General features: G+C 63.9%; 14 protein-coding genes and 1 riboswitch. Of the genes, 6 read left to right on the top strand and 8 right to left on the bottom strand.

Annotated elements, in window-relative coordinates; translation table 11 throughout:
- Positions 1-94: 94 nt before the first annotated feature.
- Positions 95-970, bottom strand: coding sequence for an alpha/beta hydrolase (locus E2583_RS00865; RefSeq protein ID WP_291592276.1), 876 nt, complete (start codon positions 968-970; stop codon positions 95-97).
- 60 nt (positions 971-1030) lie between these two features.
- Positions 1031-2014: a proteasome-type protease gene (locus E2583_RS00860; protein WP_291592275.1), complete on the bottom strand. Its 984-nt coding sequence runs from the start codon at positions 2012-2014 to the stop codon at positions 1031-1033.
- A 273-nt stretch (positions 2015-2287) separates the two neighbouring features.
- On the opposite strand from E2583_RS00860, the gene E2583_RS00855 reads away from it, so the two are divergent.
- Positions 2288-4213, top strand: coding sequence for a methyl-accepting chemotaxis protein (locus E2583_RS00855; protein WP_291592273.1), 1926 nt, complete (start codon positions 2288-2290; stop codon positions 4211-4213).
- A gap of 62 nt (positions 4214-4275) precedes the next feature.
- On the opposite strand, the gene mutS is transcribed toward E2583_RS00855, so the two are convergent.
- From mutS to E2583_RS00840, 3 genes are all read right to left on the bottom strand, one after another.
- Positions 4276-6867, bottom strand: a complete 2592-nt coding sequence (gene mutS, locus E2583_RS00850; RefSeq protein WP_291592327.1) for a DNA mismatch repair protein MutS — start codon at positions 6865-6867, stop codon at positions 4276-4278.
- Positions 6868-7032: 165 nt separating this feature from the next.
- On the bottom strand, positions 7033-8106 hold the full coding sequence (locus tag E2583_RS00845) for a sterol desaturase family protein (protein WP_291592271.1): 1074 nt from the start codon (positions 8104-8106) through the stop codon (positions 7033-7035).
- Between the two features lie 195 nt (positions 8107-8301).
- The gene (locus E2583_RS00840) at positions 8302-9222 is read right to left on the bottom strand and encodes an inositol monophosphatase family protein (RefSeq protein WP_291592269.1); all 921 of its coding nucleotides are present in this window, start codon (positions 9220-9222) and stop codon (positions 8302-8304) included.
- A gap of 256 nt (positions 9223-9478) precedes the next feature.
- On the opposite strand from E2583_RS00840, the gene E2583_RS00835 reads away from it, so the two are divergent.
- From E2583_RS00835 to E2583_RS00825, 3 genes are all read left to right on the top strand, one after another.
- A complete protein-coding gene (locus E2583_RS00835; RefSeq protein ID WP_291592268.1) occupies positions 9479-10279 on the top strand; it encodes an RNA methyltransferase in 801 nt (266 codons plus the stop codon).
- 37 nt (positions 10280-10316) lie between these two features.
- The gene (gene cysE, locus E2583_RS00830) at positions 10317-11153 is read left to right on the top strand and encodes a serine O-acetyltransferase (RefSeq protein WP_291592267.1); all 837 of its coding nucleotides are present in this window, start codon (positions 10317-10319) and stop codon (positions 11151-11153) included.
- Between the two features lie 165 nt (positions 11154-11318).
- A complete protein-coding gene (locus tag E2583_RS00825) occupies positions 11319-11981 on the top strand; it encodes a nitroreductase (protein ID WP_291592265.1) in 663 nt (220 codons plus the stop codon).
- 131 nt (positions 11982-12112) lie between these two features.
- On the opposite strand, the gene E2583_RS00820 is transcribed toward E2583_RS00825, so the two are convergent.
- Positions 12113-13285, bottom strand: a complete 1173-nt coding sequence (locus E2583_RS00820; RefSeq protein WP_291592326.1) for an ABC transporter substrate-binding protein — start codon at positions 13283-13285, stop codon at positions 12113-12115.
- A 231-nt stretch (positions 13286-13516) separates the two neighbouring features.
- On the opposite strand from E2583_RS00820, the gene E2583_RS00815 reads away from it, so the two are divergent.
- Together E2583_RS00815 and thiC are read left to right on the top strand one after the other, a co-directional pair.
- On the top strand, positions 13517-14188 hold the full coding sequence (locus E2583_RS00815; RefSeq protein WP_291592264.1) for a nitroreductase: 672 nt from the start codon (positions 13517-13519) through the stop codon (positions 14186-14188).
- A gap of 69 nt (positions 14189-14257) precedes the next feature.
- Positions 14258-14375: riboswitch (TPP riboswitch) on the top strand.
- A 255-nt stretch (positions 14376-14630) separates the two neighbouring features.
- Positions 14631-16574, top strand: a complete 1944-nt coding sequence (thiC, locus tag E2583_RS00810) for a phosphomethylpyrimidine synthase ThiC (RefSeq protein WP_291592262.1) — start codon at positions 14631-14633, stop codon at positions 16572-16574.
- Positions 16575-16696: 122 nt separating this feature from the next.
- On the opposite strand, the gene E2583_RS00805 is transcribed toward thiC, so the two are convergent.
- On the bottom strand, positions 16697-19546 hold the full coding sequence (locus tag E2583_RS00805; protein ID WP_291592260.1) for an ImpA family metalloprotease: 2850 nt from the start codon (positions 19544-19546) through the stop codon (positions 16697-16699).
- Positions 19547-20096: 550 nt separating this feature from the next.
- Complete coding sequence (locus E2583_RS00800) at positions 20097-21305, bottom strand: ABC transporter substrate-binding protein (protein ID WP_291592258.1); 1209 nt, start codon at positions 21303-21305, stop codon at positions 20097-20099.
- Positions 21306-21559 lie beyond the last annotated feature (254 nt).

Below are 21559 nucleotides of genomic sequence, written 5' to 3'. Positions count from 1 at the left end.
AAGCGGCTTTTTTCATAGCTGCCAGCGCTTGTTTCTATTGAATTTCAGATGGTTTTGATGCTGAAATTCAGATACGGCAGGCGGTACAAGCTATCTATTTATGGATGCTGCCAGCGGATTTCTGCAGAATGGTCTGCTCCATATTGAGCAGCGAAGCCTCGATGGCGGCGGCGGTGGCCTCGGGCCGCTCCATGGGGAACAGATGGCCGCCGTCGAGCATGGTGATGCGCCCGCGGGTGATGCGCTGCGTCATCTCCATGCCCACCTGGCGCATCTCCACCGACGAGCGACCGCCGATGAAGGCCACCGGGCAGCGCACGGGGTGACGCCTGAGCTGGTTGTTGAGATTGCTGGGCAGGGTGTTGTAGATGGCGGTTTCCACCTCGCGCCTGAACAGCAGGCTGCGCTTGCCCTGGTCGTCCTCCAGGCCGTGCTGCACATAGTCCTGCAGCACCTGCGGGTGCCACTGGGCAAAGGCCTTCTTGCCGCGGAAATACTCCAGCGCCTCCTCGTTGCTGGCCCAGGTGGTGCGCCGGCGCTGGCTGATCTTGCCGGGGGAGACCGAGGCCACGATCTGCGTCTGCTTGGCCAGGCCCACGGCGTTCGCCTTCCAGCCGCCCAGCAGGGGCGAGTCGATGAGCAGCACGCCGCGCGCCAGATCGGGGCGCTTGGAGGCCGCCTGGAAACTCAGAATGCCGCCCAGCGAGTGGCCCACCAGATAGACCTGCCGGCCGTGCCGCTCGACCTGCTGCTCGGTGTATTCGATCAGCTCGTCTACCAGGTGCGGCCAGTGGTTCGTGACGGGGCGCTGCGGATCATGGCCGAAGCGCTGCACACCGCCGGCCTCGATGCCGCGCTGACGCAGCAGTGAAAACAGCAGGCGGTAGGTGCCGATGGGAAAGCTGTTGGCATGCGCGAAGACCACGGGCAGGGTGTTCGTCGTACTGGCAGTGGCAGTGGGCTGGGACATGGCGCTGAACGGGCTGGACAGTAAAAACGCCCCATGGGGGCGTTGGATGCGTCGATCAGTTTAGCGCCTGGACAGCGCCGCCTGTCTTTGCATGCGTGCCTGTTCTTCGGCGCTCTGCAGGCGCTGGTATTCATCGGCCATGCTCAGGCCCGCCTGAGCCGGCACCACGGGCTGGCGCAGTGCGGCGGGCGGACTGTTGCCTGCACCCAGCCCATGGGCCGAGCGCGAGGCAGCCGGTGCACCGACCTTGACCAGCGGATGGGCTCGCGGGCTGTGGATGCGAATCGGCGTATCGGTCTGGCCGCCGTCCCAGGCCGGGTCGTCGATGCTGTCGAAGACATGGCGCAGGCGCTCGCCCCAGCTGTCGTGCAGCATGCGCAGATAGGGATTGTCGGCGTCCAGGCAGACAATGCGGTCCGTGGCGAAGCGGTTGTTCTCGTAGACGATCAGATCCAGCGGCAGGCCCACCGAGAGGTTGGACTTGAGCGTGCTGTCCATGGACACCAGCGCGCACTTTGCGGCCTCGTCCAGCGGGGTTTCGGAGGTGATGACGCGATCCAGCACGGGCTTGCCGTACTTGGATTCGCCGATCTGGAAGTAGGGCGTCTCGCCCGTGGCCTCGATGAAGTTGCCCGCCGAATAGACCTGGAACAGGCGCATGCGCTCGCCCTGGATCTGGCCGCCGAAAATCATGGAGACATTGAAGTCCACCCCGGCGCGCTGCAGGGCCGTGGCCTCGCGCTCATGCACATGGCGCACGGCCGCGCCCAGCACGCGCGCGGCATCGAACATGCTGCGCACATTCCAGATGGTCAGCATCTCGTCCGTGGTCGTGTCGTGCAGCTGAAAGCTCTCCAGCAGCTCGCGTACCGACTGCGTGATGGACAGATTGCCTGCCGATTGCAGCACCATGAAGCGTTCGCCCGGTTGCTCGTACAGCATGACCTTGCGGAAGGTGCTGATCTGGTCGAGTCCGGCATTGGTGCGGGAGTCGGACAGAAACACCAGGCCGGCGTTGAGCTTGAGGGCGACGCAGTATGTCATGGGTGATAGTGACAATAATGAAAATCGTATGAATGTCAGGTGCAGCCAGCACTGGTTGCTTCTAAATATGTAGCTTAAAACGCTGTCTGCTACGCGATTCTAGAAGGCTTTTAATAATGCCGTCGGCGGCTCTGTAACTGTTGCCGATGGCCTGCCCGGACCCCGGAGCGGGGCCGCGCTGAGGAAGTCCCTGAGATGCACGCCCGGCATGCGTGAGAAGATGCCGCCCCTTGAACGAACACTTGCTTACAGCTGGTCAGAAGAGGGTCTCCCATGCACGCATTTCGCAACCTGTCGATACGCACCAAGCTCATGGCCAGCATGGTGAGCTGCTTGCTGTTGTTCGTGGCAATTTCCACGACGCTGGGGCTGGTGCTGACAGGTGCCAGCTTGCGCGAGCGCGTGGTGGGGCAGGAGCTGCCGGCCGTGGTGGGGGAGATCCGCAACGACATCCTGCACCAGATCGGCATGCCGCTGGCCATGGCCCGATCCCTGGCCGCCAACAGCTACGTGCTGGACTGGGAGGCTGCGGGCGATCCCGAAGCGGGCATCACGGCGTGGGTCAGGCATGCCCAGGCGGTCAAGCAGCAGGCCGGGGCTTCGTCGGTGTTCTGGGTGTCGGGCAGCACGGGCCGGTATTTCGGCGAGCAGGGCCTGACGCGCAGACTGGCGCCCAGGGGCCAGGGCGACCACTGGTTCTACGACATGCTGGCCGGCGGCAAGTCTCAGGTGCTCGAGATCGACAAGGACGTCGGCTCCGGAGCCTACATGCTGTTCATCAATGTCCGCTTCGATGCGGGCCGGGGCAGGCAGGGCATTGCGGGCCTGGGCCTGTCGGTGGACGGGCTGGCCCAGGCCGTGCGCGCCTACCAGGTGGGCGAATCCGGCTCGGTGTCCCTGGTGCGCGGCAACGGCAGCATTCTCGTGCACCGCGACCCGGCGCTGGCGGACGGCAAGCATTGGCTCAAGGACCAGCCCGGCTTCAGCGGCGCACTCAGCGCCACGCTGCTGAACCGTGAGCGCTTTGCCCATGCCCTGTACGACGCGCCGTCGGGCCGGCAGCTGATCGCGTCCTCCTATGTGCCCGAGCTGGACCTGTACGTGATTGCCGAGCTGCCCGAGGCCCAGGTGCTGGGCGGCGTGCGCCGCACCATTGCGCTGACTTCGGCCGTGGCCGGCCTCGTGGGCGGAGGCATCGGCCTGGTGGTGATCTGGCTGGTGAGCCGGGCGATAGCGGCCCCCGTGGGACGCGCGGCGCGCATGCTGGAGGACATTGCCGACGGTCATGGGGATCTGAGCCGTCGCATGCCGGTGGAGAGCCATGACGAGGTGGGGGCGCTGGCCTCGGCCTTCAACCGCTTTGTCTCGTCGCTGGAACGCATGGTGGGGGCCGTCCGCCAGGCCGCCGATTCGATTTCCGTGGCCAGCTCCGAAGTGGCCCAGGGCAACCAGGACCTGAGTCAGCGCACCGAGCACGCGGCCAGCGCCTTGCAGCAGACGGCGGCATCGCTGTCGATGCTGACGGACAGCGTGCAGGCCAATAGCGAGGCCACGCGCAGCGCGGGCGATCTGGCACAGTCGGCGCGCGGCGTGGCCGAGCGTGGCGGTGCGGCCTTCCAGCAGGTGGTGGTGACCATGGAAGGCATCCGCCACGCCTCGCGCAAGATCGTGGACATCATCGGTGTGATCGACTCGATTGCCTTCCAGACCAATATCCTGGCGCTGAATGCCGCCGTGGAGGCCGCGCGTGCCGGCGATCAGGGCCGGGGCTTTGCCGTGGTGGCGGCCGAAGTGCGCAGCCTGGCACAGCGCTCGGCCGAGGCCGCCAAGGAGGTGCGCCAGCTCATCACGGACTCCGTGACCCAGGTGGGCAGCGGATCGCAGCAGGTGGCGCATGCGGGAGCCACCATGCAGGAGCTGCTGGATGCCGTGGGCAAGGTGGCGCGCATCATCGACGAGATCGGCGGCGCATCGCAGAGCCAGGGACGGGGCATTGCCGAGATCAACCAGTCCGTGGCCGGGCTGGACGTTGCCACGCAGCAGAACTCCGCCCTGGTCGAGCAGTCGGCCGCTGCCGCGACCAGCCTGCGCGAGCAGGCTGCCCGTCTGATGGCCGAGGTATCGGCCTTCAAGCTGGGTGAGGGGCCTGTGAGCCGGTCGTCCGTACGTGGGCGGCTGCCGCAGCTGCAGCGGGCCTGAATGCACACCGGGCCTGAAGAGGTCAGGCCCGGGTTTGGGTTCGCAAGGCTTGGAACCTCTTCTCAGCTGGCGCTGGTACTCAGTTTTTTGAGCTGGTAGAGCACTTCCAGCGCTTCGCGCGGGCTCAGTGCATCGGGGTTGACGGCGGCCATGGCCTGGTCCAGCGGGCTGGGCGCGGCGCTGGCGTCCAGCAGCTCCGGGGCATCGAACAGATTGACCTGCAGCTCGTTCTCGCCGGCCTGCGATTCAAGGGCCTCCAGCGCATGGCGCGCATGGTTGAGAACCCCTGCGGGCATGCCGGCCAGCTTGGCCACCTGGATGCCGTAGCTGCGGCTGGCGGGGCCGGCCTGAATCTCGTGCAGAAACACGATGTCGCTGCCCGACTCTGCGGCACTGACATGCACGTTGACGGCGGCCTTGGCCTTGGCGGGCAGCTCGGTCAGCTCGAAGTAGTGGGTGGCAAACAGCGTGAATGCCTTGGTCCTGTCATGCAGCTGGCTGGCAATGCCGCTGGCCAGGGCTAGGCCGTCGAAGGTGCTGGTGCCGCGGCCGATCTCGTCCATCAGCACCAGGGAGTGGGGCGTGGCCGAATGCAGGATCTGCGCGGCCTCGGTCATCTCCATCATGAAGGTGGACTGGGCATTGGCCAGGTCGTCGGCGGCACCGATGCGCGTGTGGATGGCATCGATGGGCCCCAGGCGGCAAGCGCTGGCGGGCACATAGCTGCCCATGCTGGCCAGCAGCACGATCAAGGCCACCTGGCGCATATAGGTCGACTTGCCGCCCATGTTCGGGCCGGTGATGATCTGCATGCGCGTGTTGAGATTCATGCGCGTGTGGTTGGCGATGAAGCTGCCGCTGGAGGTCTCGGCCATGCGGGCTTCCACCACGGGGTGGCGGCCGGCCTCGATCTCTATGCAGGGCTGGCTGACGAACTGTGGCTCGGCCCAGTTCAGTGTCAGAGAGCGCTCGGCCAGCGTGCACAGAACGTCCAGTGCGGCAATCGCCCGGGCCACGCGCGTGAGTCGGGGCACATGGGGCTGAAGCTGGTCGAGCAGCTGCTCGAAGAGGAACTTCTCGCGCTGCAGCGCGCGCTCCTGGGCCGACAAGGCCTTGTCCTCGAAGGCCTTGAGCTCGGGCGTGATGTAGCGCTCGGCGTTCTTGAGCGTCTGGCGGCGGCGGAATCGCTCGGGTACCGCGTCCTTGTAGCTGTTGGTGACCTCGATGTAGAAGCCATGCACCTTGTTGAACTGCACGCGCAGATTGGGAATGCCGGTGAGCAGCTTCTCCTTGGCCTCCAGCTCCAGCAGAAACTCGTCGCAGTTGTTCTGGATGGCGCGCAGCTCGTCGAGCTCGGCATCAAAGCCCGTGGCAATCACGCCGCCGTCGCGCACCAGGGCTGCGGGCTCTTCCATGATGGCGCTCGCCAGCAGCTCGGCGCAGCCTTCGGGTGGCATCAGGTCGCTGAAAATCTGTGTCAGATAGGCCGATGGAGCCTGTCCTGACTGCGCCAGCAGCTTCGCTTTTTCCAGCGTTCTGGACAGGCCCACCAGCTCGCGTGGGCGCACCTGGCGCAGGGCGATGCGGGCGGTGATGCGCTCCACATCGCTCACGCCCTTGAGCTCGGCACGCAGGGCCTGCCAGGGCGCCATGCCGGCTCCCGTGCCGCGCAGCACCCCAATGGCTTGCAGGCGTTGCATGGCGGACTTGCGGTTGCGCTCGGGCTCGAGCAGCCAGGTCTTGAGCAGGCGGCTGCCCATGCCGGTCATGCAGGTGTCCAGCAGCGAAAACAGCGTGGGCGCATCTTCGCCGCGCAGCGTCTTGACCAGCTCCAGATTGCGGCGTGTGGCCAGCGGCAGTGCAATCAGCTCGTCGTCGCGCTGTACCTGGATGGCGTGGATATGGGTGAGATTGCGGCCCTGGGTGTGTTCGGCGTATGACAGCAGGGCGGCGCTGGCACCATGGGCCAGCGGCAGGTCCTCGGCCTCCCAGGCCTTGAGGCTGGCCGCGCCCAGCAGCTCGAGCAGCTTGCGCTCGCCCAGGCCCGGGTCAAACTGCCAGTCGGGGCGAGGAGACAGAGGGCAGGCGATGGCGCCGCTGTGCTTGACGGCAAGCAATGCCTGTTCGAAACGCTCGGTGACGCCGGCACTGTAGATCACTTCGCTGGGCGCGATGCGCGACAGCCAGGCCCCCAGCTCATCGGCCGCACATTCGGCCATATGGATGCGTCCCTGGGTCACGGCCATCCAGGCCAGGCCCACGCGCTGGCGACCGGCAGTATGCAGGGCTACCAGAATGGCTTCGCTCTTGTCCGACAGCAGCTCGCTATCCGTCAGCGTGCCAGGCGTGACCACGCGCACCACCTTGCGCTCCACCGGGCCCTTGCCCACGCCGATCTCGCCGACCTGCTCGCAGATCGCCACCGACTCGCCCATTTTGATCAGGCGACCCAGATAGTTTTCCAGGGCGTGAAACGGGACGCCGGCCATGGGAATGGGCTGGCCTGCAGTCTGGCCGCGCGTGGTCAGCGTGATGTCCAGCAGGCGCGTGACCTTCTCGGCATCACCGAAGAACAGCTCGTAGAAATCGCCCATGCGATAGAAAACGAGGGTGTCCGGGTAGTCTTTCTTGATCGACAGATATTGCGCCATCATCGGCGTATGCCCTGTCAAATCGTTCATATCAGGGAAGTGGGCCAGCGACGGGGTATCTGTGCTTGTCTGGGTCATCGCTTCAGCGTTGTGCAAAACATGGAGCGCCGCGCCGGTGCCGGGCGAGCGCTGAACCTTGCATTATCCGTGAAGGACAAAAGCTGATCCTCATGCCGCTTTTTGCGGTCCGGGGCTGGTGGCCGGCGCTGCCGATCCGGTGTCATCGGCATCGTGGATGGGGCGGTAGCCCGGGCCGAAGGACACGTCGCCCAGCCGCCAGCCAGCGCGGCAGGTCACAGCACCCCAGAAGCGCTTCAGGGTGTACCACTGCATGGCAATCAGGCCGCGTTCGTTGTCGGCATCGACTTCGGGGTCGCTCACGCCCGTGGGGCGCAGCTCTTCATCGTGATAGAGGGCCGTGCCGAACAGCTGATCCCACCAGGGCAGGACCTGCCCGAAATTGCAGTTGTGGCGGTCGGGGCGCTCGGCATCGCGCAGCATGTGGTGGTTGCGGTGAAAGCGAGGGCCGACCAGCAGGCGCTCGCCGATTCGGCCCAGCCATCCCAGGCGCAGCGCGACATTGGCATGTGAGAAGTTCTGCACCAGCTCGCTGAGCAGGCCAAGCATGGCGAACTCCGAAGGCTCCACGCCCATCGCCAGTCCCACGCTGGCCAGCACGAAGCTTTGCAGCATGCCGTCCAGATAGTTGCTGCGATCGTTGCTCCAGCAGCTCATCTGGCGCTGGCTGTGGTGCATGCTGTGCATGGCCCACCACCAGGGAATGACGTGCTGGGCACGATGCATCCAGTAATACGTGAGGTCGTAGACCACGTAGTACACGCCAAACAATACATAGGGGTGGTCTTCAAACCAGGGAACCCAGGCCTTGAGGCCGCTGGCCTCCGAGGTGGATGGGCCGCCGCCCAGCATATGGGCGACCGGCATCAGGATCAGAAAGCTGAACAGAGGGAACAGGCCCAGCAGCATGAGCAGCGTGTAGTTGCGGTCCACCGTGGTGTGGCGGCGGTCGGTCCAGCGCTCGGCCGGGATCAGGCTCTCCAGGGGGCGCATCACGCCGCCGATCAGAAACAGCTGCAGCAGCGCAATCAGAATGCCGGCCGCAATCTCGCGCGGATCGCCCGCAGCCTCGGCAATATGCAGCGCGTTGACCACGGGAGTCACCGCGTGAAGGGATACCCAGTCGATGGCCAGCGTCCAGTGCTGGCTGAAGAAATCCATCATATTGATCTACCCGTTTATCGTCGCTCGGATTCTGGACCTGGAATTTGTGGATTCTGTGGAGAGAAGCGGAATCCGACATCTGCCCTGGCATGTGGCCAAGAGAGGCTGATGGTGCCGCAGCGGAGCGGCGGCAATGAAAAAGGGCCAGGTCCACCGGACCTGACCCTTTCCGCAGCCGTGGGCCGACCGCCTTCTTTATTCAGCGTTCTTCTGACCGTCTTCGGCAACTGCCTCGGCACCTTCTTCGGCGGGAGCTTCGAATTCACCGCTCTTGACGGCCTGGCGCACGGCCGCCTTTTCACCGGCGCTGGCAAACTTGCTGTACTTGCCCAGCACGGGGATCAGCGTGCCATAGATGCGGGGGTTGGCCGCCAGGATTTCGCGTTGCTCCAGGAAGTCGGCCTCCCCCGTGAAGTTGCCCACCAGGCCACCGGCTTCACTGACCAGCAAGGAGCCGGCAGCCACGTCCCAGATGGACAGGCCGGACTCGAAGAAGCCGTCGGCGAAGCCGGCGGCCACATAGGCCAGGTCCAGGGCGGCCGAACCGGGGCGACGCACGCCGGCGGTGCGCTGCATGACCTCGCCCAGCATCAGCATGTACTGCTTGAAGTTGTCGCCGCGGCGGAAGGGGAAGCCCGTGGAGATCAGGCAGTCGCGCAGCTGGGTGCGCTTGGAGACGCGAATGCGGCGTTCGTTCAGATAGGCGCCGCGGCCCTTGGTAGCCGTGAACAGGTCGTTGCGGCTGGGGTCGTAGATCACGGCATGCTCGATCTTGCCCTTGTAGGCCAGGGCAATACTCACGCAGTACACGGGGAAGCCGTGGATGAAGTTCGTGGTGCCGTCCAGGGGATCGATGATCCAGACGTGGTCGGAGTTCTTGGCTCCGTGCTCGCTGCCCGATTCTTCGGCCAGGATGGAGTGCTGGGGGTAGGCGTTGAGCAGCGTTTCGATGATGATGCGCTCGGCCGCCTGGTCTACCTCGGTCACAAAGTCGTTCACCTGCTTTTGCGCAACGCGCACCGATTCCACATCCAGTGCGGCACGGTTGATGAGGGCGCCAGCGGCGCGAGCAGCCTTGATGGCCACGTTGAGCATGGGGTGCAGGGAGTTCGACATAAATTGTGAGTGCGTTGGCGATGCAGCCGGAGCAAAACTGGGCTGAACTACGCGGGTAAGAACGTAAAAGCCGCGACCGGCGATGCGGGGCGGCGACAATGGGCGCAATTCTACCCAGCCTGCGCTTTTTCTGCTTGCTCGTCCCGGCGGTCCGAGGGTCTTCTCTGCGGCACTTGCGGATGCGAGAGAGAACGGGCAGCGTAGGCTGCTGTCTTATCAAGGCCACAAGTGGGGCCTTTTGAATGGTTCTGCGTTGATGAAAACCCGATTCGTACTGATTGAAACCAGCCATGCCGGCAATGTGGGCGCGGCCGCCCGAGCGCTCAAGACCATGGGCTTCGACGACCTGGTGCTGGTGCGTCCGCGCTATCGGAACGTGCTGCGCAAGGAAGAGACCATCCAGCGTGCCAGCGGTGCGCTGGACGTGCTGGACAAGGCCCGAGTGGTCGATACCCTGGAGGAGGCCCTGGACGGCATCAGCCATATGTGCGCCACGGCGATGACGCCGCGCGACTTCGGTCCGCCCACACGCACGCCCCGAGAGCATTTTGAGCTGCTCCTGAAAGGAGCGCTGGATACGCGCTCCGCGCCTGCCGAGGAGGCCGCTGTGACCGATAACCAGCCCACGCCCGGTGCGTCCTGCAACCAGAAGGGCGTGGCCTTTCTGTTCGGCTGCGAGCGCTTTGGCATGAGCAACGACGATGTCTACCGCTGCGATGTGGCGCTGTCGATTCCGTCCAATCCGCAGTTCGGCTCGCTCAATCTGGGCTCGGCCATTCAGGTCATCGCCTATGACTGGCGCGCGGCGCTTGGCGGTTTTCCCGTGGTGGAGCACACGTCCGAGGTGCATCGCGCCGACATGGCCCAGGTTCAGGGCATGCTGGGCCATTGGGAGCAGGCTCTGGCCCATATCGGCTTTCTGGACCCGGCGGCACCCAAGAAGCTCATGCCGCGGCTTAACCAGCTTTTCAACCGCGCGCAGCTGACCCAGGAAGAAATCCATATTCTTCGCGGTGTTGCCAAAGCCATGCTGCAGAGCCAGCCACCAACCCGCTAGACTTCACTGGCTAAACATTTCCTCACGTTGTTATTTGATGCTTGATCGCCTGCGCTCCGACATCCAGTGCATTCTTGACCGCGACCCCGCGGCACGCAGCACCTGGGAGGTCATCACCTGTTATCCGGGGCTGCACGCCATCTGGCTGCAGCGCCCTGCGCACTGGTGCTGGACGCATGGCTTCAAATGGCTGGGCCGATTCATCTCGCACATGGGGCGCTGGTTCACCGGCATTGAAATCCACCCCGGCGCCGTCATCGGCCGCGAGGTCTTCATCGATCACGGCATGGGTGTCGTGATCGGTGAAACTGCCGTGGTGGGCGATGGCTGCACCATCTATCACGGCGTGACGCTGGGCGGAACCTCGCTGTACAAGGGGGCCAAGCGCCACCCGACCCTGGGCAGGAATGTGGTGGTCAGTGCGGGCGCCAAGGTGCTGGGGGGCTTCGAGGTGGGCGATGGTGCCAAGATCGGCAGCAATGCGGTCGTCATCAAGCCTGTGCCCGCAGGTGCCACGGCCGTCGGCATTCCGGCGCGCATCATTCCCAGCAAGACCGGTCAGAGCGCCGATGTGACCGAGCATGAGCTGGCTCCCAAGGTCGAGGCCAGGACACAGGCGGCGGCTGTTGTCGACGACGATTGCGGCAAGAGCGGCTTCACCGCCTATGGCGTGACGGCCGAAGTCGACCCCGTCGCCCAGGCCATGCGCTCGCTGTCCGAAGGCGCTGCAGGTCACGAAAAACAGATTGCGCTGCTGTGGGCCGCCATCGAGAAGCTCTCGATTCAGGGCCATGTCAAGGACTGTGTGCCTTGCGAGTCCGAGCGACCCGAGGCCTTCCGGAAGGACAAGATCGATCAGATTCTCGGGAAATAGCTCCGGATCGCTTGCCTGTCAGGAGACGGTTGATTCAGCTTCGGATCGGGAAAGCCGGCGCCTGTCGCCGGCTTTTTTCATGGTGCTTGCCCGTAGTCGATTTGAGGGGGGCACGCGTTGCCCATCCGTTCAAGACTGCCTGCCAGTCCCAATCCGAGGCGAGCAATGAAGAATGTGGAACAGGTCCTGCGCCAGCGCCATTCGGTGCGCGCTTTTTTGTCCAGACCGGTCGGCGCTGAGCAGGTCAGGCAACTGCTGGTGCTGGCCGGGCAGGCAGCCTCCGGTGGCAACCTTCAGCCCTGGCGCGTGACGGCACTGACGGGCGCAAGCCTGCAGGCCTTGCGCGAGGCCATGGCGGCGGCGCCCCCCGACTCCGATCCGGCCCTGGTCTACCCGGCCCGGCTCTGGGAGCCCTATCGCAGTCGCCGCTTTGACAACGGCGAAGCTCTTTATCGCTCCATCGGCCTGGAACGCGAGGACAGGGCTGGGCGGCTTGCCCAGCTGGCCGCCAACGCCCAGATGTTCGGGGCTCCGGTCGGCGTATTCGTGGCCGTCGAGAAACGCATGCTGCATGCGCAGTGGGTGGACCTGGGGATATACCTGCAATCGCTGATGCTGCTGGCGGCCGAGAGCGGGCTGGCCACCTGTGCCCAGGGTTTCTGGCGCAACTACAGTGATTTTGTGAGCCGTCACCTGGCGCTGCCGCCGGGCTACCAGATCGCGTTTGGCGTGGCGCTCGGTTATGAAGATTCCGCTGCCCCTGTCAACCGCTGGCGTTCCACCAGGGCTGCGCCCGGGGGCTGGTGCGAGATGCGCGGGTTCGAATGAGCCGGGTCTTGATGCCGCTGAAGGCAGGTGCATGGCGCTTTGACTGGCGCGACAAGATGGGGGCGATGAAGCCGAAGGCAGGACGCCGGGCGCCATGCAGACAGCCCGGCTGCTTCCTCAATGGCGGTCGCTCACTTCCACAGCGCGCACTTGCTTTCTTCCTTGGTGGTGAAGACCTGGTCGCCGGGCAGGGTCTTGAGCACCTTGAAGTAGTCCCAGGCCTTCTTCGATTCGGCCGGTGCCTTGACCTGCAGCAGATACATGTCGTGGGCATAGCGGCCGTCGGGGCGGACCACGCCCTTGGCATAGAAATCCGACAGCGGGGTGGATTTGAAGCCGGCCATGATCTTGTCGGCATCGGTCGTGCCCAGCTTCTCGGCCAGCTTCAGATACTGCATGGCGGCCGAGTAGTTGGCAGCCTGCAGCGAGGTGGGCATCTTCTTGAATCTGGCGAAGAAACGATCCGAGAACTTGCGGCTTTCGGGGTTCAGGTCCCAATGCCAGCTATCGGTGAACATCAGGCCTTCCGTGGCCTTGAGGCCCAGGCTGTGGATGTCGGAGCTGAACAGCAACAGGCCGGCGAGCTTCATGGTCTTGGTCAGGCCGAACTCGCGAGCCGACTTGATGGCGTTGATGGTGTCGCCGCCGGCGTTGGCCAGACCCAGGATCTGGGCCCTGGAGTTCTGTGCCTGCAGCAGAAAGGAGGAGAAGTCCGCCGTGTTCAGCGGGTGCTTCACGTCACCCTGTACCTTGCCGCCGGAGGCGTTGATGACGCGGGTGGTGTCGGCCTCCAGGGCCTGTCCAAAGGCGTAATCTGCCGTCAGGAAGAACCAGCTCTTGCCGCCCAGCTCCACCACGGCCTTGCCCGTCCCCTTGGCCAGTGCCACGGTGTCGTAGGCATAGTGCACGAAATAGGGGCTGCACTGCTCGTTGGTCAGCGCCGAGGTGCCCGCGCCGTTGATGAGGTAGACCTTCTTCTTCTCGTCGGCCACCTTACCCATGGCCAGGCCTGCGCTGGACGTGGTGCCACCGATCAGCATGCTCATGCCCTGGGTGTCGAACCACTCGCGCGCCTTGCTGGCCGCGATATCCGCCTTGTTCTGGTGGTCGGCCGTCAGCACCTCGACGGGCTTGCCCAGCAGCTTGCCACCGAAGTCGTCCACGGCCATCTGCACGGCCAGAGCGCCGCCCTTGCCGTCCACATCGGAGTAGAGCCCCGACATATCGGTAATGAAGCCGATGCGAATCTTGTCCTGCGCCTGGGCGCCGGCAGCAGCCAGCAGGCAGCCCAGTGCCAGCGTCATTGTTCTGGGTGAGAAAGCGGTAGCGGAGCAAACAGAGCGAGGCTTCATCAGAGTCATCTCCTGGGATGGTGAGTACCCGGTCACTGCGACGGGCAGCGAGCATGGTCGCAGCTGGCGCAGGCTGCGCCATCAGGGCAAGCACCGGGGCGGCGGGCCCGGGTATCCGGCGCGACCCGGGACAAGGCCGCAAGCTCCTACACTGCAGTGCAGCCATTTCGGAGAGAACAAGCGATGGATATTCGTCAAGCATTGCAGCAGCGCCGCTCGGTACGCGCTTTTCTGCCTCAGGCCGTGGCCTCAGCGACGGTGCGGGATTTGCTGGAGGCTGCGGCGCAGGCCGCGTCCGGCGGCAATATGCAGCCCTGGCGGGTGACCGCCGTGGGCGGTCAGGTACTCAAGGATCTGTGCGCCAGGGCCGGGCAGACCGAGGCCGTGCCGCGCCCCGGCCTGTCCTATCCGCCGGGACTGTGGGAGCCCTATCGCAGTCGCCGCTTCGAGAACGGCGAGGATCTGTATCGCGCCCTCAATATCGGTCGCGAGGACAAGGCCGCGCGCCTGGCCCAGCTGGCCAAGAACGGCCAGATGTTCGGTGCGCCCGTGGGCATTTTTGTGGCCGTGGAGGAGCGCATGGGTTATGCGCAATGGGTGGATCTGGGGATCTATCTGCAGTCCCTCATGCTGCTGGCCGTGGATAAAGGCCTGGCCACCTGCGCCCAGGGCTTCTGGCGCATGTACAACGATATGCTGATCGAGCAGTTGGCCTTGCCCGAGGGCTACCAGATTGCCTTCGGCATCGCCCTGGGCTATGAGGACGTCAGCGCTCCCATCAATCAGTGGCGCGCCAGCCGTGCGCCCAGCCATGAATGGCTGGCGCTCAAGGGGTTGGAGGCCGGCACGGATTAGGCGACCGGGGGTCAGCATAGTTAAACCGCATCCCTGCTGCGCCATTTGCGGCAAAACCAGCCTATACTGCGTGCAGCTCCGGGGTGTGCGAAAGCGCTGAGATGCCAGTCACTGTGAAAACAGTGCAGGCGAACCCGACGAACTTGATCCGGTTCATACCGGCGGAAGAAGAGCGGGACCCTGACGCAGGGCCTATGGACAGGACAGCCGGCACCAGTGCCAGCCCTGAAAACCATGGGCACAGCAAACCCCAGGCGCCTCGCGCACTGGGGTTTTGTCTTTTCTGGGCAGCCGGTGCGTGAAGAACCAGGCCGAAATTGCAGAATTTCGGCGGCACAGACCGGACACCCCATAGCGGGCAGGGCCTGTGCCGGGCAAGATCAGAGCAGGGCCGCACTCCACGGAGCGTTTGATGCATTTCAACCGCTTTGAGGAGACTGCGATGAACGCCCCTGATTCCATCTTTACGCCTGCTGCAGGCCATGCCCCCGATGCCGCCCGTTTTGCCGAGTTGCTGGCCCGGTCGCGCCAGCCGTTTCCAGCATCGACCAAGAGCTATCTGAGCGGCGCGCTGCACCCCCAGCTGCGTGTGCCGGTGCGCGATATCGCGCTCACCAATGGAGAGCAGGTGAGCGTCTACGACACTTCCGGCCCCTATACCGATCCCGCCGTGCAGATCGACGTGCGCCAGGGCCTGCCCAGCGTGCGCGGTGCCTGGATCGAATCGCGCGGCGACAGCGAATACTACGTGGGCCGCCAGCGCGTGGCGCTGGACGACGGCGGCAAGCGCGGCGAGGAAGACGCACGCGTGGCACAGCTGCGTGCCGAGGCTGCCGCTCTGCAGCGCCAGCCGCGCCGCGCGCGATCCGGCCAGAACGTGACCCAGATGCACTATGCAAGACGCGGCATCATCACGCCAGAGATGGAGTATGTGGCCCTGCGCGAGAACGGCCGCCGCGAATGGATGGCGCAGTACCAGCAGGATGCAGCGCGCGAGCTGCGTCTGGCGGGCAACAGCATGGGTGCCAGCATTCCCAAGATCATCACGCCCGAATTCGTGCGCGACGAAGTGGCACGTGGCCGCGCCATCATTCCGGCCAATATCAACCACCCTGAAATCGAGCCCATGGCCATAGGCCGCAATTTCAAGGTCAAGATCAACGCCAATATCGGCAATTCGGCCGTGACTTCCAGTATCGAGGAAGAGGTGGAAAAGCTGGTCTGGGCCATTCGATGGGGCGCGGACAATGTCATGGATCTGTCCACCGGCAGGAACATCCACACCACGCGGGACTGGATCGTGCGCAACTCGCCCGTGCCCATCGGCACCGTGCCGATCTACCAGGCGCTGGAGAAGGTCGGCGGCATTGCGGAGGATCTGACCTGGGAGATCTTCCGCGACACGCTGGTCGAGCAGGCCGAGCAGGGCGTGGACTATTTCACCATCCACGCTGGCGTGCGCCTGGCCTACATCCATCTCACGGCCCAGCGCCGCACGGGTATCGTGTCGCGCGGTGGCTCCATCATGGCCAAGTGGTGCATGGCCCATCATCGCGAGAGCTTCCTCTACGAGCATTTCGAGGACATCTGCGACATCATGAAGCAGTACGACGTCAGCTTCTCGCTGGGCGACGGACTGCGTCCCGGCTGCGCCAGCGATGCCAATGACGATGCCCAGTTTGCCGAACTGGCCACGCTGGGCGAGCTGACGCAGATCGCCTGGAAGCATGACGTACAGACCATGATCGAAGGCCCCGGCCACGTGCCCATGCACATGATCCAGCAGAACATGACCGAGCAGCTCAAGCACTGCCACGAGGCTCCGTTCTACACCCTGGGCCCGCTGACCATCGACATCGCTCCGGGCTACGACCATATCGCGTCGGCCATCGGTGCGGCCATGATCGGCTGGTTCGGCACGGCCATGCTGTGCTATGTCACGCCCAAGGAGCACCTGGGCCTGCCTGACCGCGACGACGTCAAGCAGGGCATCATTGCGTACAAGATTGCGGCCCATGCCGCCGATGTCGCCAAGGGCCATCCGGGCGCGCGCTCGCGCGACGATGCGCTGTCCCAGGCGCGCTTCGACTTCCGCTGGCAGGACCAGTTCAACCTGGGCCTGGACCCCGACACGGCCCAGGCTTACCACGATGAAACCCTGCCCAAGGACAGCGCCAAGGTGGCCCATTTCTGCTCCATGTGCGGGCCCAAGTTCTGCTCCATGAAGATCACCCAGGAAGTGCGCGACTTTGCCAAGCAGCAGGGCGTGAGTGCCGAGCACAGCATTGCCGTGGGCATGCAGGCCAAGGCGGCCGAGTTCAACCAGGCAGGCGGGGACTTCTACATTCCCATCGTCAATGCATCGACCGACACGACGGCGCGTTGATCGCGGATGAAGCAGGGTTGCAGCACTTGTGCATCTGGCGCTTTCAGCCTTCAAAACGAAAAGGCAGGCCGAAAGGCCTGCCTTTTTTGCCGAGCGATGTTCCAGGGGGCGCGGTGTTCGACTCAGAAAGGGTAGCTGGGCACGCCGCCCGTCAGATCGACCCAGCGGCCCAGCTCCAGCTGGTTGCCCTTGCCGGGAGCCATGGCGTAGAACGCGGGAGCCTGCTGGGGCATGCCGTGCGCGGCGATCGAGCTCAGGGCGAGCGAACTCAGAGGGATGCCGTAGTGGGCAAAGACCTGGCGCATGTCGCGGCCGATGATGCGGCTGGATAGCACGTACAGCAGTTCATGGTTGTCGATCTTCCGGTCGGCATAGTCGTTCATGCCCAGTGCGTTCCTGTGGGCGCTCCAGTAGGCATTGTTGTAGATCAGGCGTTCGCCGCGACCCAGCAGGCCCAGGAAGTCGATCACATCCGCAGGCTGTGGCTGGGCCTGTCCCAGGCGCTCCCGGGTGTAGATGAAGGCCAGCTGAAAGTGCACGGCACGCATGGCGTTGTCGGACTTGTTGGCCTGGGTCCAGAAGCGCTGGAACATATCGGCTTGCAGAGCGTTGCCGGTCTTGCCCGTGGCGCGTGCCGCCTGAATGTCCAGGTAGAGCTTTTTATGGTCGATGCGCTCGCCGCTGTTGTTCTCGACTCCGTGGGTGATGGCGTACTGGCGCAGGGCACTGGCATTGGCCAGGATGTTGTTGTTGCATTCCACAGGGCAGCCGCCGCCAGGGTTCTTGCCGCCCTGGCCGTCGGTGTCGGTCAGCAGCGTCATATGGCGCATCACGGTGTTGTGTCCCAGCTCATGCAACCAGCCCCAGCCGGGGGCCAGGCCGGCAGCACCGTCCGAAGGATTGCCCGAGCACAGAAAGCCGCAGGCCGCCAGCCAGCCGACAAAATGCTGCACGCCCGGCGCCCGCTGGATGCTGCCGCTGCAATCCCAGCCCAGCGTGGCGCAGACATTGTTCACATTGGCGCTGGCCGGCATGTTGTTGTAGCCGTTGGCCAGGTGGTTGCTGTCGAAGATCATGCCCTTGAGGCGGTCCACGACATAGGTGCGCGGAGGGTGGCCGCCGATGGCGCTTTGGGCGTAGCCAATGGTCTGCTGCACCTCGCCCCCCACCATCTTGGAGGTCTGCCAGCCAAAGTCGCCGCGTTGCAGCGCCTGCACGGCCTCGTCGATTTCCTGGGTGTCGGGATTGCGCGTGAAGTCGAAATGTGCGTATTTGACGCTGCCGCGTACGCGCAGCGTGACCACGCTGCCGGCCTTCGCTGCGGAGTAGTCGAGAAACAGAGGGCCGCCCCAGGCCGTGCTGTAGCTCAGCGTCTGGCCCGGGCTCAGGCGCGCCTGGTGCCCGTCCGGAAAGCGTGGTCGGGTGTAGTTTTCCTGGGCCAGGGGGTTGCCGCGCGTACGGATATTGCCGATCCGCAGCGCCAGTGCGGCGCCTGCTGCATCCACGATCTGCACCTGCACGCTCTTGCCCGGTACGGCGCCGCGGCCGATGGCCGTGCGGCCATCGGTCTGGGCAATGGTGACTTCGATGGTTTCCCAGCGGTCGCTGGTGGCCAGGCCGGTCGCGGCCTTGGGCATCCAGTCGGCAAAATTCAGCGGCGTGCTTTCATGCTCGCGCACGGCATAGCTCAGCGAATCGGCCGCCATGGTGCGGAAAAAGGCGCTGGCATCGGAGCGCCGCACCTGCGAATAGTCCACCTGCCGGCGTGCCAGGTCGGCCCAGAGCACCAGGCGGCGATGCGCCGCCATGGAGGGCTTGAGAGAGTAGTTGTCGGCAAACAGATTGATGCCCTGGCCTTCCTGGCCGAGCAGATCGTTGCGGATGCCGTCGAGCGCGCCGATCAGGCGCGTGTCTGCGGAGAAGTCGACGCTGCTGCCGTTTGCCAGGGCGGCGAGCGCGGATTCATGGGCGCCCAGCCGGTCGGCCGCATCGCGCTGCTGGGCTGCGGTTCTGCCGCCGATCTGGTAGCCGTCGGCGGGCGCCCAGTAATTGCCGGCGTAGCCGCCCAGCTCCATGCCCATGGCCTGCAGCACCTGGCGGCCGCCGGCCGAATCGCCCCAGTTGCTGTGCAGATAGATCACCCCCTTGCCGGCCTGCAGGTAGCGGCTGACCTGGTTGCTCAGCGAGGGCGAGAACGGCGTGTCCTGGCCGAAGACAAAGACATCGACGCTTTCCCAGCAACTGTTGGCAGGATCGGTGATGGCGCAGTTCACCATCTCGGCCCTGCCGCCCAGGCGGGCGACCAGGTTCGTGACCGAGGCCTGGCTGTAGTTCTGAGTCGCCACTCGCAGCGTGGCCGGCAGCGGGCCTTGTGTCTTGCCGGTGGCCAGCCAGGTGAAGCTGCGCCGGAACAGAGGCAGCTGTGCCTGATTGACCCCCGAGGCCGTGGCGAGCTGTCCCATCAGGTCCTTGCCATAGGCCAGGGCGCGGCCATTCTGGGCCGTTGCAATGCTGGCCAGCACATTGCCGTTGTTGGCCACCAGCAGAGGGCTGGCGCTGGTCGACAGCAAGGGGCTGACGCGCTGGCTGTTGTTGCCGAAGTCCAGGGAGGCAGCCGTGCTGTCATCCAGCAACTGGGCAAGCAGTCTCTGTTGCTGCAGTCGGGCCTGGCGGATCAGCTGCGTTGCCGATTGCAGCAGCTCCGTCTGGTCCTCGGCTTGCAGCAGGCGGCTGTCGCCGGCGCGCAAGGCCTGTTCAATGCGGCTGCTGGCCGGCGGTTCGGTCACCGGAGGCAGCACCGGCGGATCGACTTCAGGCGGAGCGACCTCGGGAGGCTTGGCACCGGGAGTGCCCGGCTGCACAGGGGTTTCGGTGCCAGGAGGCGTGGAGGGCGAGGAGTCACCCGAGCCACCGCCGCCGCAGGCGGTCAGGGCAAGGCTTGCCAGGAGAGTCAGGGTCCAGCGTGCAAACATGAATTTGTAAGTCGGGGCGCCGCAACTGGCAGCCATGCTGCATGGTCACGGGTCAATAGAACTACCTGCTTTTAGGTAGATGACAGGCATAAGGCCGATAAAGCGCGGCGCAGTGTAGCCTTATCCGTGAGCTTTATTGACCATGGTTCAACGGGGCTGTCCAACCCGAGGCGTGGCGTGGCAACCAGCTATTGACTCAGCACAAATGCCAATAGCGAAATAGACTGCATCCAGGTGTTTTGTTAATAACTGAAAAGTCCTGAGTAATGCAGGATTTATTCTATTGAAAATTGATGGTAAAGCACGACAGTAAAAGTATTGGTGCTATTAAGTAGATAGCAAAATAACTCAATGAAAAATTCGATTGTTTTATTTTGTAATTTATGTTTTAAATATGTGACTTATTCATTGATTTGGTATTTTGCACGCGACGATTTCAGCTGCAGAGTTTGCAGGCGGCGCAGCCATGGCTTGCGATTCGCACTGCTCAAGGTCGTAAAGAAAATGGGAGCCTGCGCTCCCATGTTTTTTCTGTTCACGCAAATCCGCCTTATCGCCAGTACTGGCATTTGCTTTCGGCCTTGGTAGTCCAGATCTGCTCGGCCGGCAGCTTCTTGATGATCTTGTAATAGTCCCAGGTGCCTTTGGACTCTGCCGGCGACTTGACCTGCATCAGGTACATATCGTGCACATAGCGGCCATCTTCGCGGATATAGCCCTGGCCGAAGAAGTCGTCGATCTTGGTGCTCTTCAAGGTGGCCATGACCTTGTCGGCGTCCAGCGTGCCGGCCTTTTCCACGGCCTTGAGGTAGTTCATGGTGGCCGAATAGTCGGCGGCCTGGATCTCGCTGGGGCGGCGCTGGGTCTTGGCCATGAAGGCGTCGGCAAACTTGCGTGAACCGTCGTTCATGTCCCAGTACCAGGGGGCGGTGAACTGCATGCCTTCGGTGTTCCTCAGGCCCAGGCTGTGGATGTCGCTGAAGAAGACCAGCAGGCCGGCCAGCTTCATGTTCTTGGTGACGCCGAACTCCTTGGCAGCCTTGATGGAGTTGATGGTGTCGCCGCCGGCATTGGCAAGGCCCAGAATCTGGGCCTTGCTGTTCTGGGCCTGCAGCATGAAGCTGGAGAAGTCGCTGGCGTTGAGCGGCGTCTTGACCGAGCCCAGCACCTTGCCGCCGCGCGCTTCGATGATCTTGCTGGTGTCGGCTTCCAGCGCATGGCCGAAGGCATAGTCGGCCGTCACGAAGAACCAGCTCTTGCCGCCCGTGTCGACCACGGCGCCGCCCGTGCCCTTGGCCAGGGCCACGGTATCGAAGGCGTAGTGCACGGTATAGGGGCTGCACTGTTCATTGGTCAGGGCCGAGCTGCCCGCGCCATTGTCGATGAAGACGCGTTTTTTCTCCTGCGCGACCTTGGCCATCGCCAGGGCCGTGGCCGAGTTTGTGCCGCCGAAGACCAGGCTGATGCCTTGCGTGTCTATCCATTCGCGGGCCTTGCTGGCCGCGATATCGGCCTTGTTCTGGTGGTCTGCCGTCAGCAGCTCGATAGGCTTGCCCAGTACCTTGCCGCCAAAGTCGTCGATCGCCATCTGTATGGCAACGGCACCGTTCTTGCCCTCCACGTCGGCATAAAGGCTGGACATGTCGGTGATGAAGCCGATCTTGACTTTTTCCTGCGCCATGGCGGGAGCCGCGAAGGCTGCCGTCAGGGCGAGAGCCAGCAGGGAAGCAATGGGCGCAGACTGGGACAAGCGATGCATGAAGTCTCCTGAAAATTATGAGAAATGTGGAGAGAGCGTGCAGTGTCCGGTCGGCGGGTGGCCGCCGTCGCTGCATCGCAGCAAACATGCTAGGGGCGGCCCATGCGTCTGGCATCGGGGCAAGCACTTGCGGGAAATCCCAAGGGATATACCTATATTGATAGCTTATATCGCTTACCTTTAATAGATTTCAGATGGTTTTATTGCTGAAATCAATGAATGAAAGGCGTAACACGCTTTTATTATGATAGCGA

The organism is Comamonas sp. (genome assembly GCF_009360615.1).
GTDB lineage: Bacteria > Pseudomonadota > Gammaproteobacteria > Burkholderiales > Burkholderiaceae_C > Comamonas.
The sequence above is the reverse complement of the archived record's forward strand: the minus strand, read 5'-3'. Positions and strand labels throughout refer to the sequence as shown.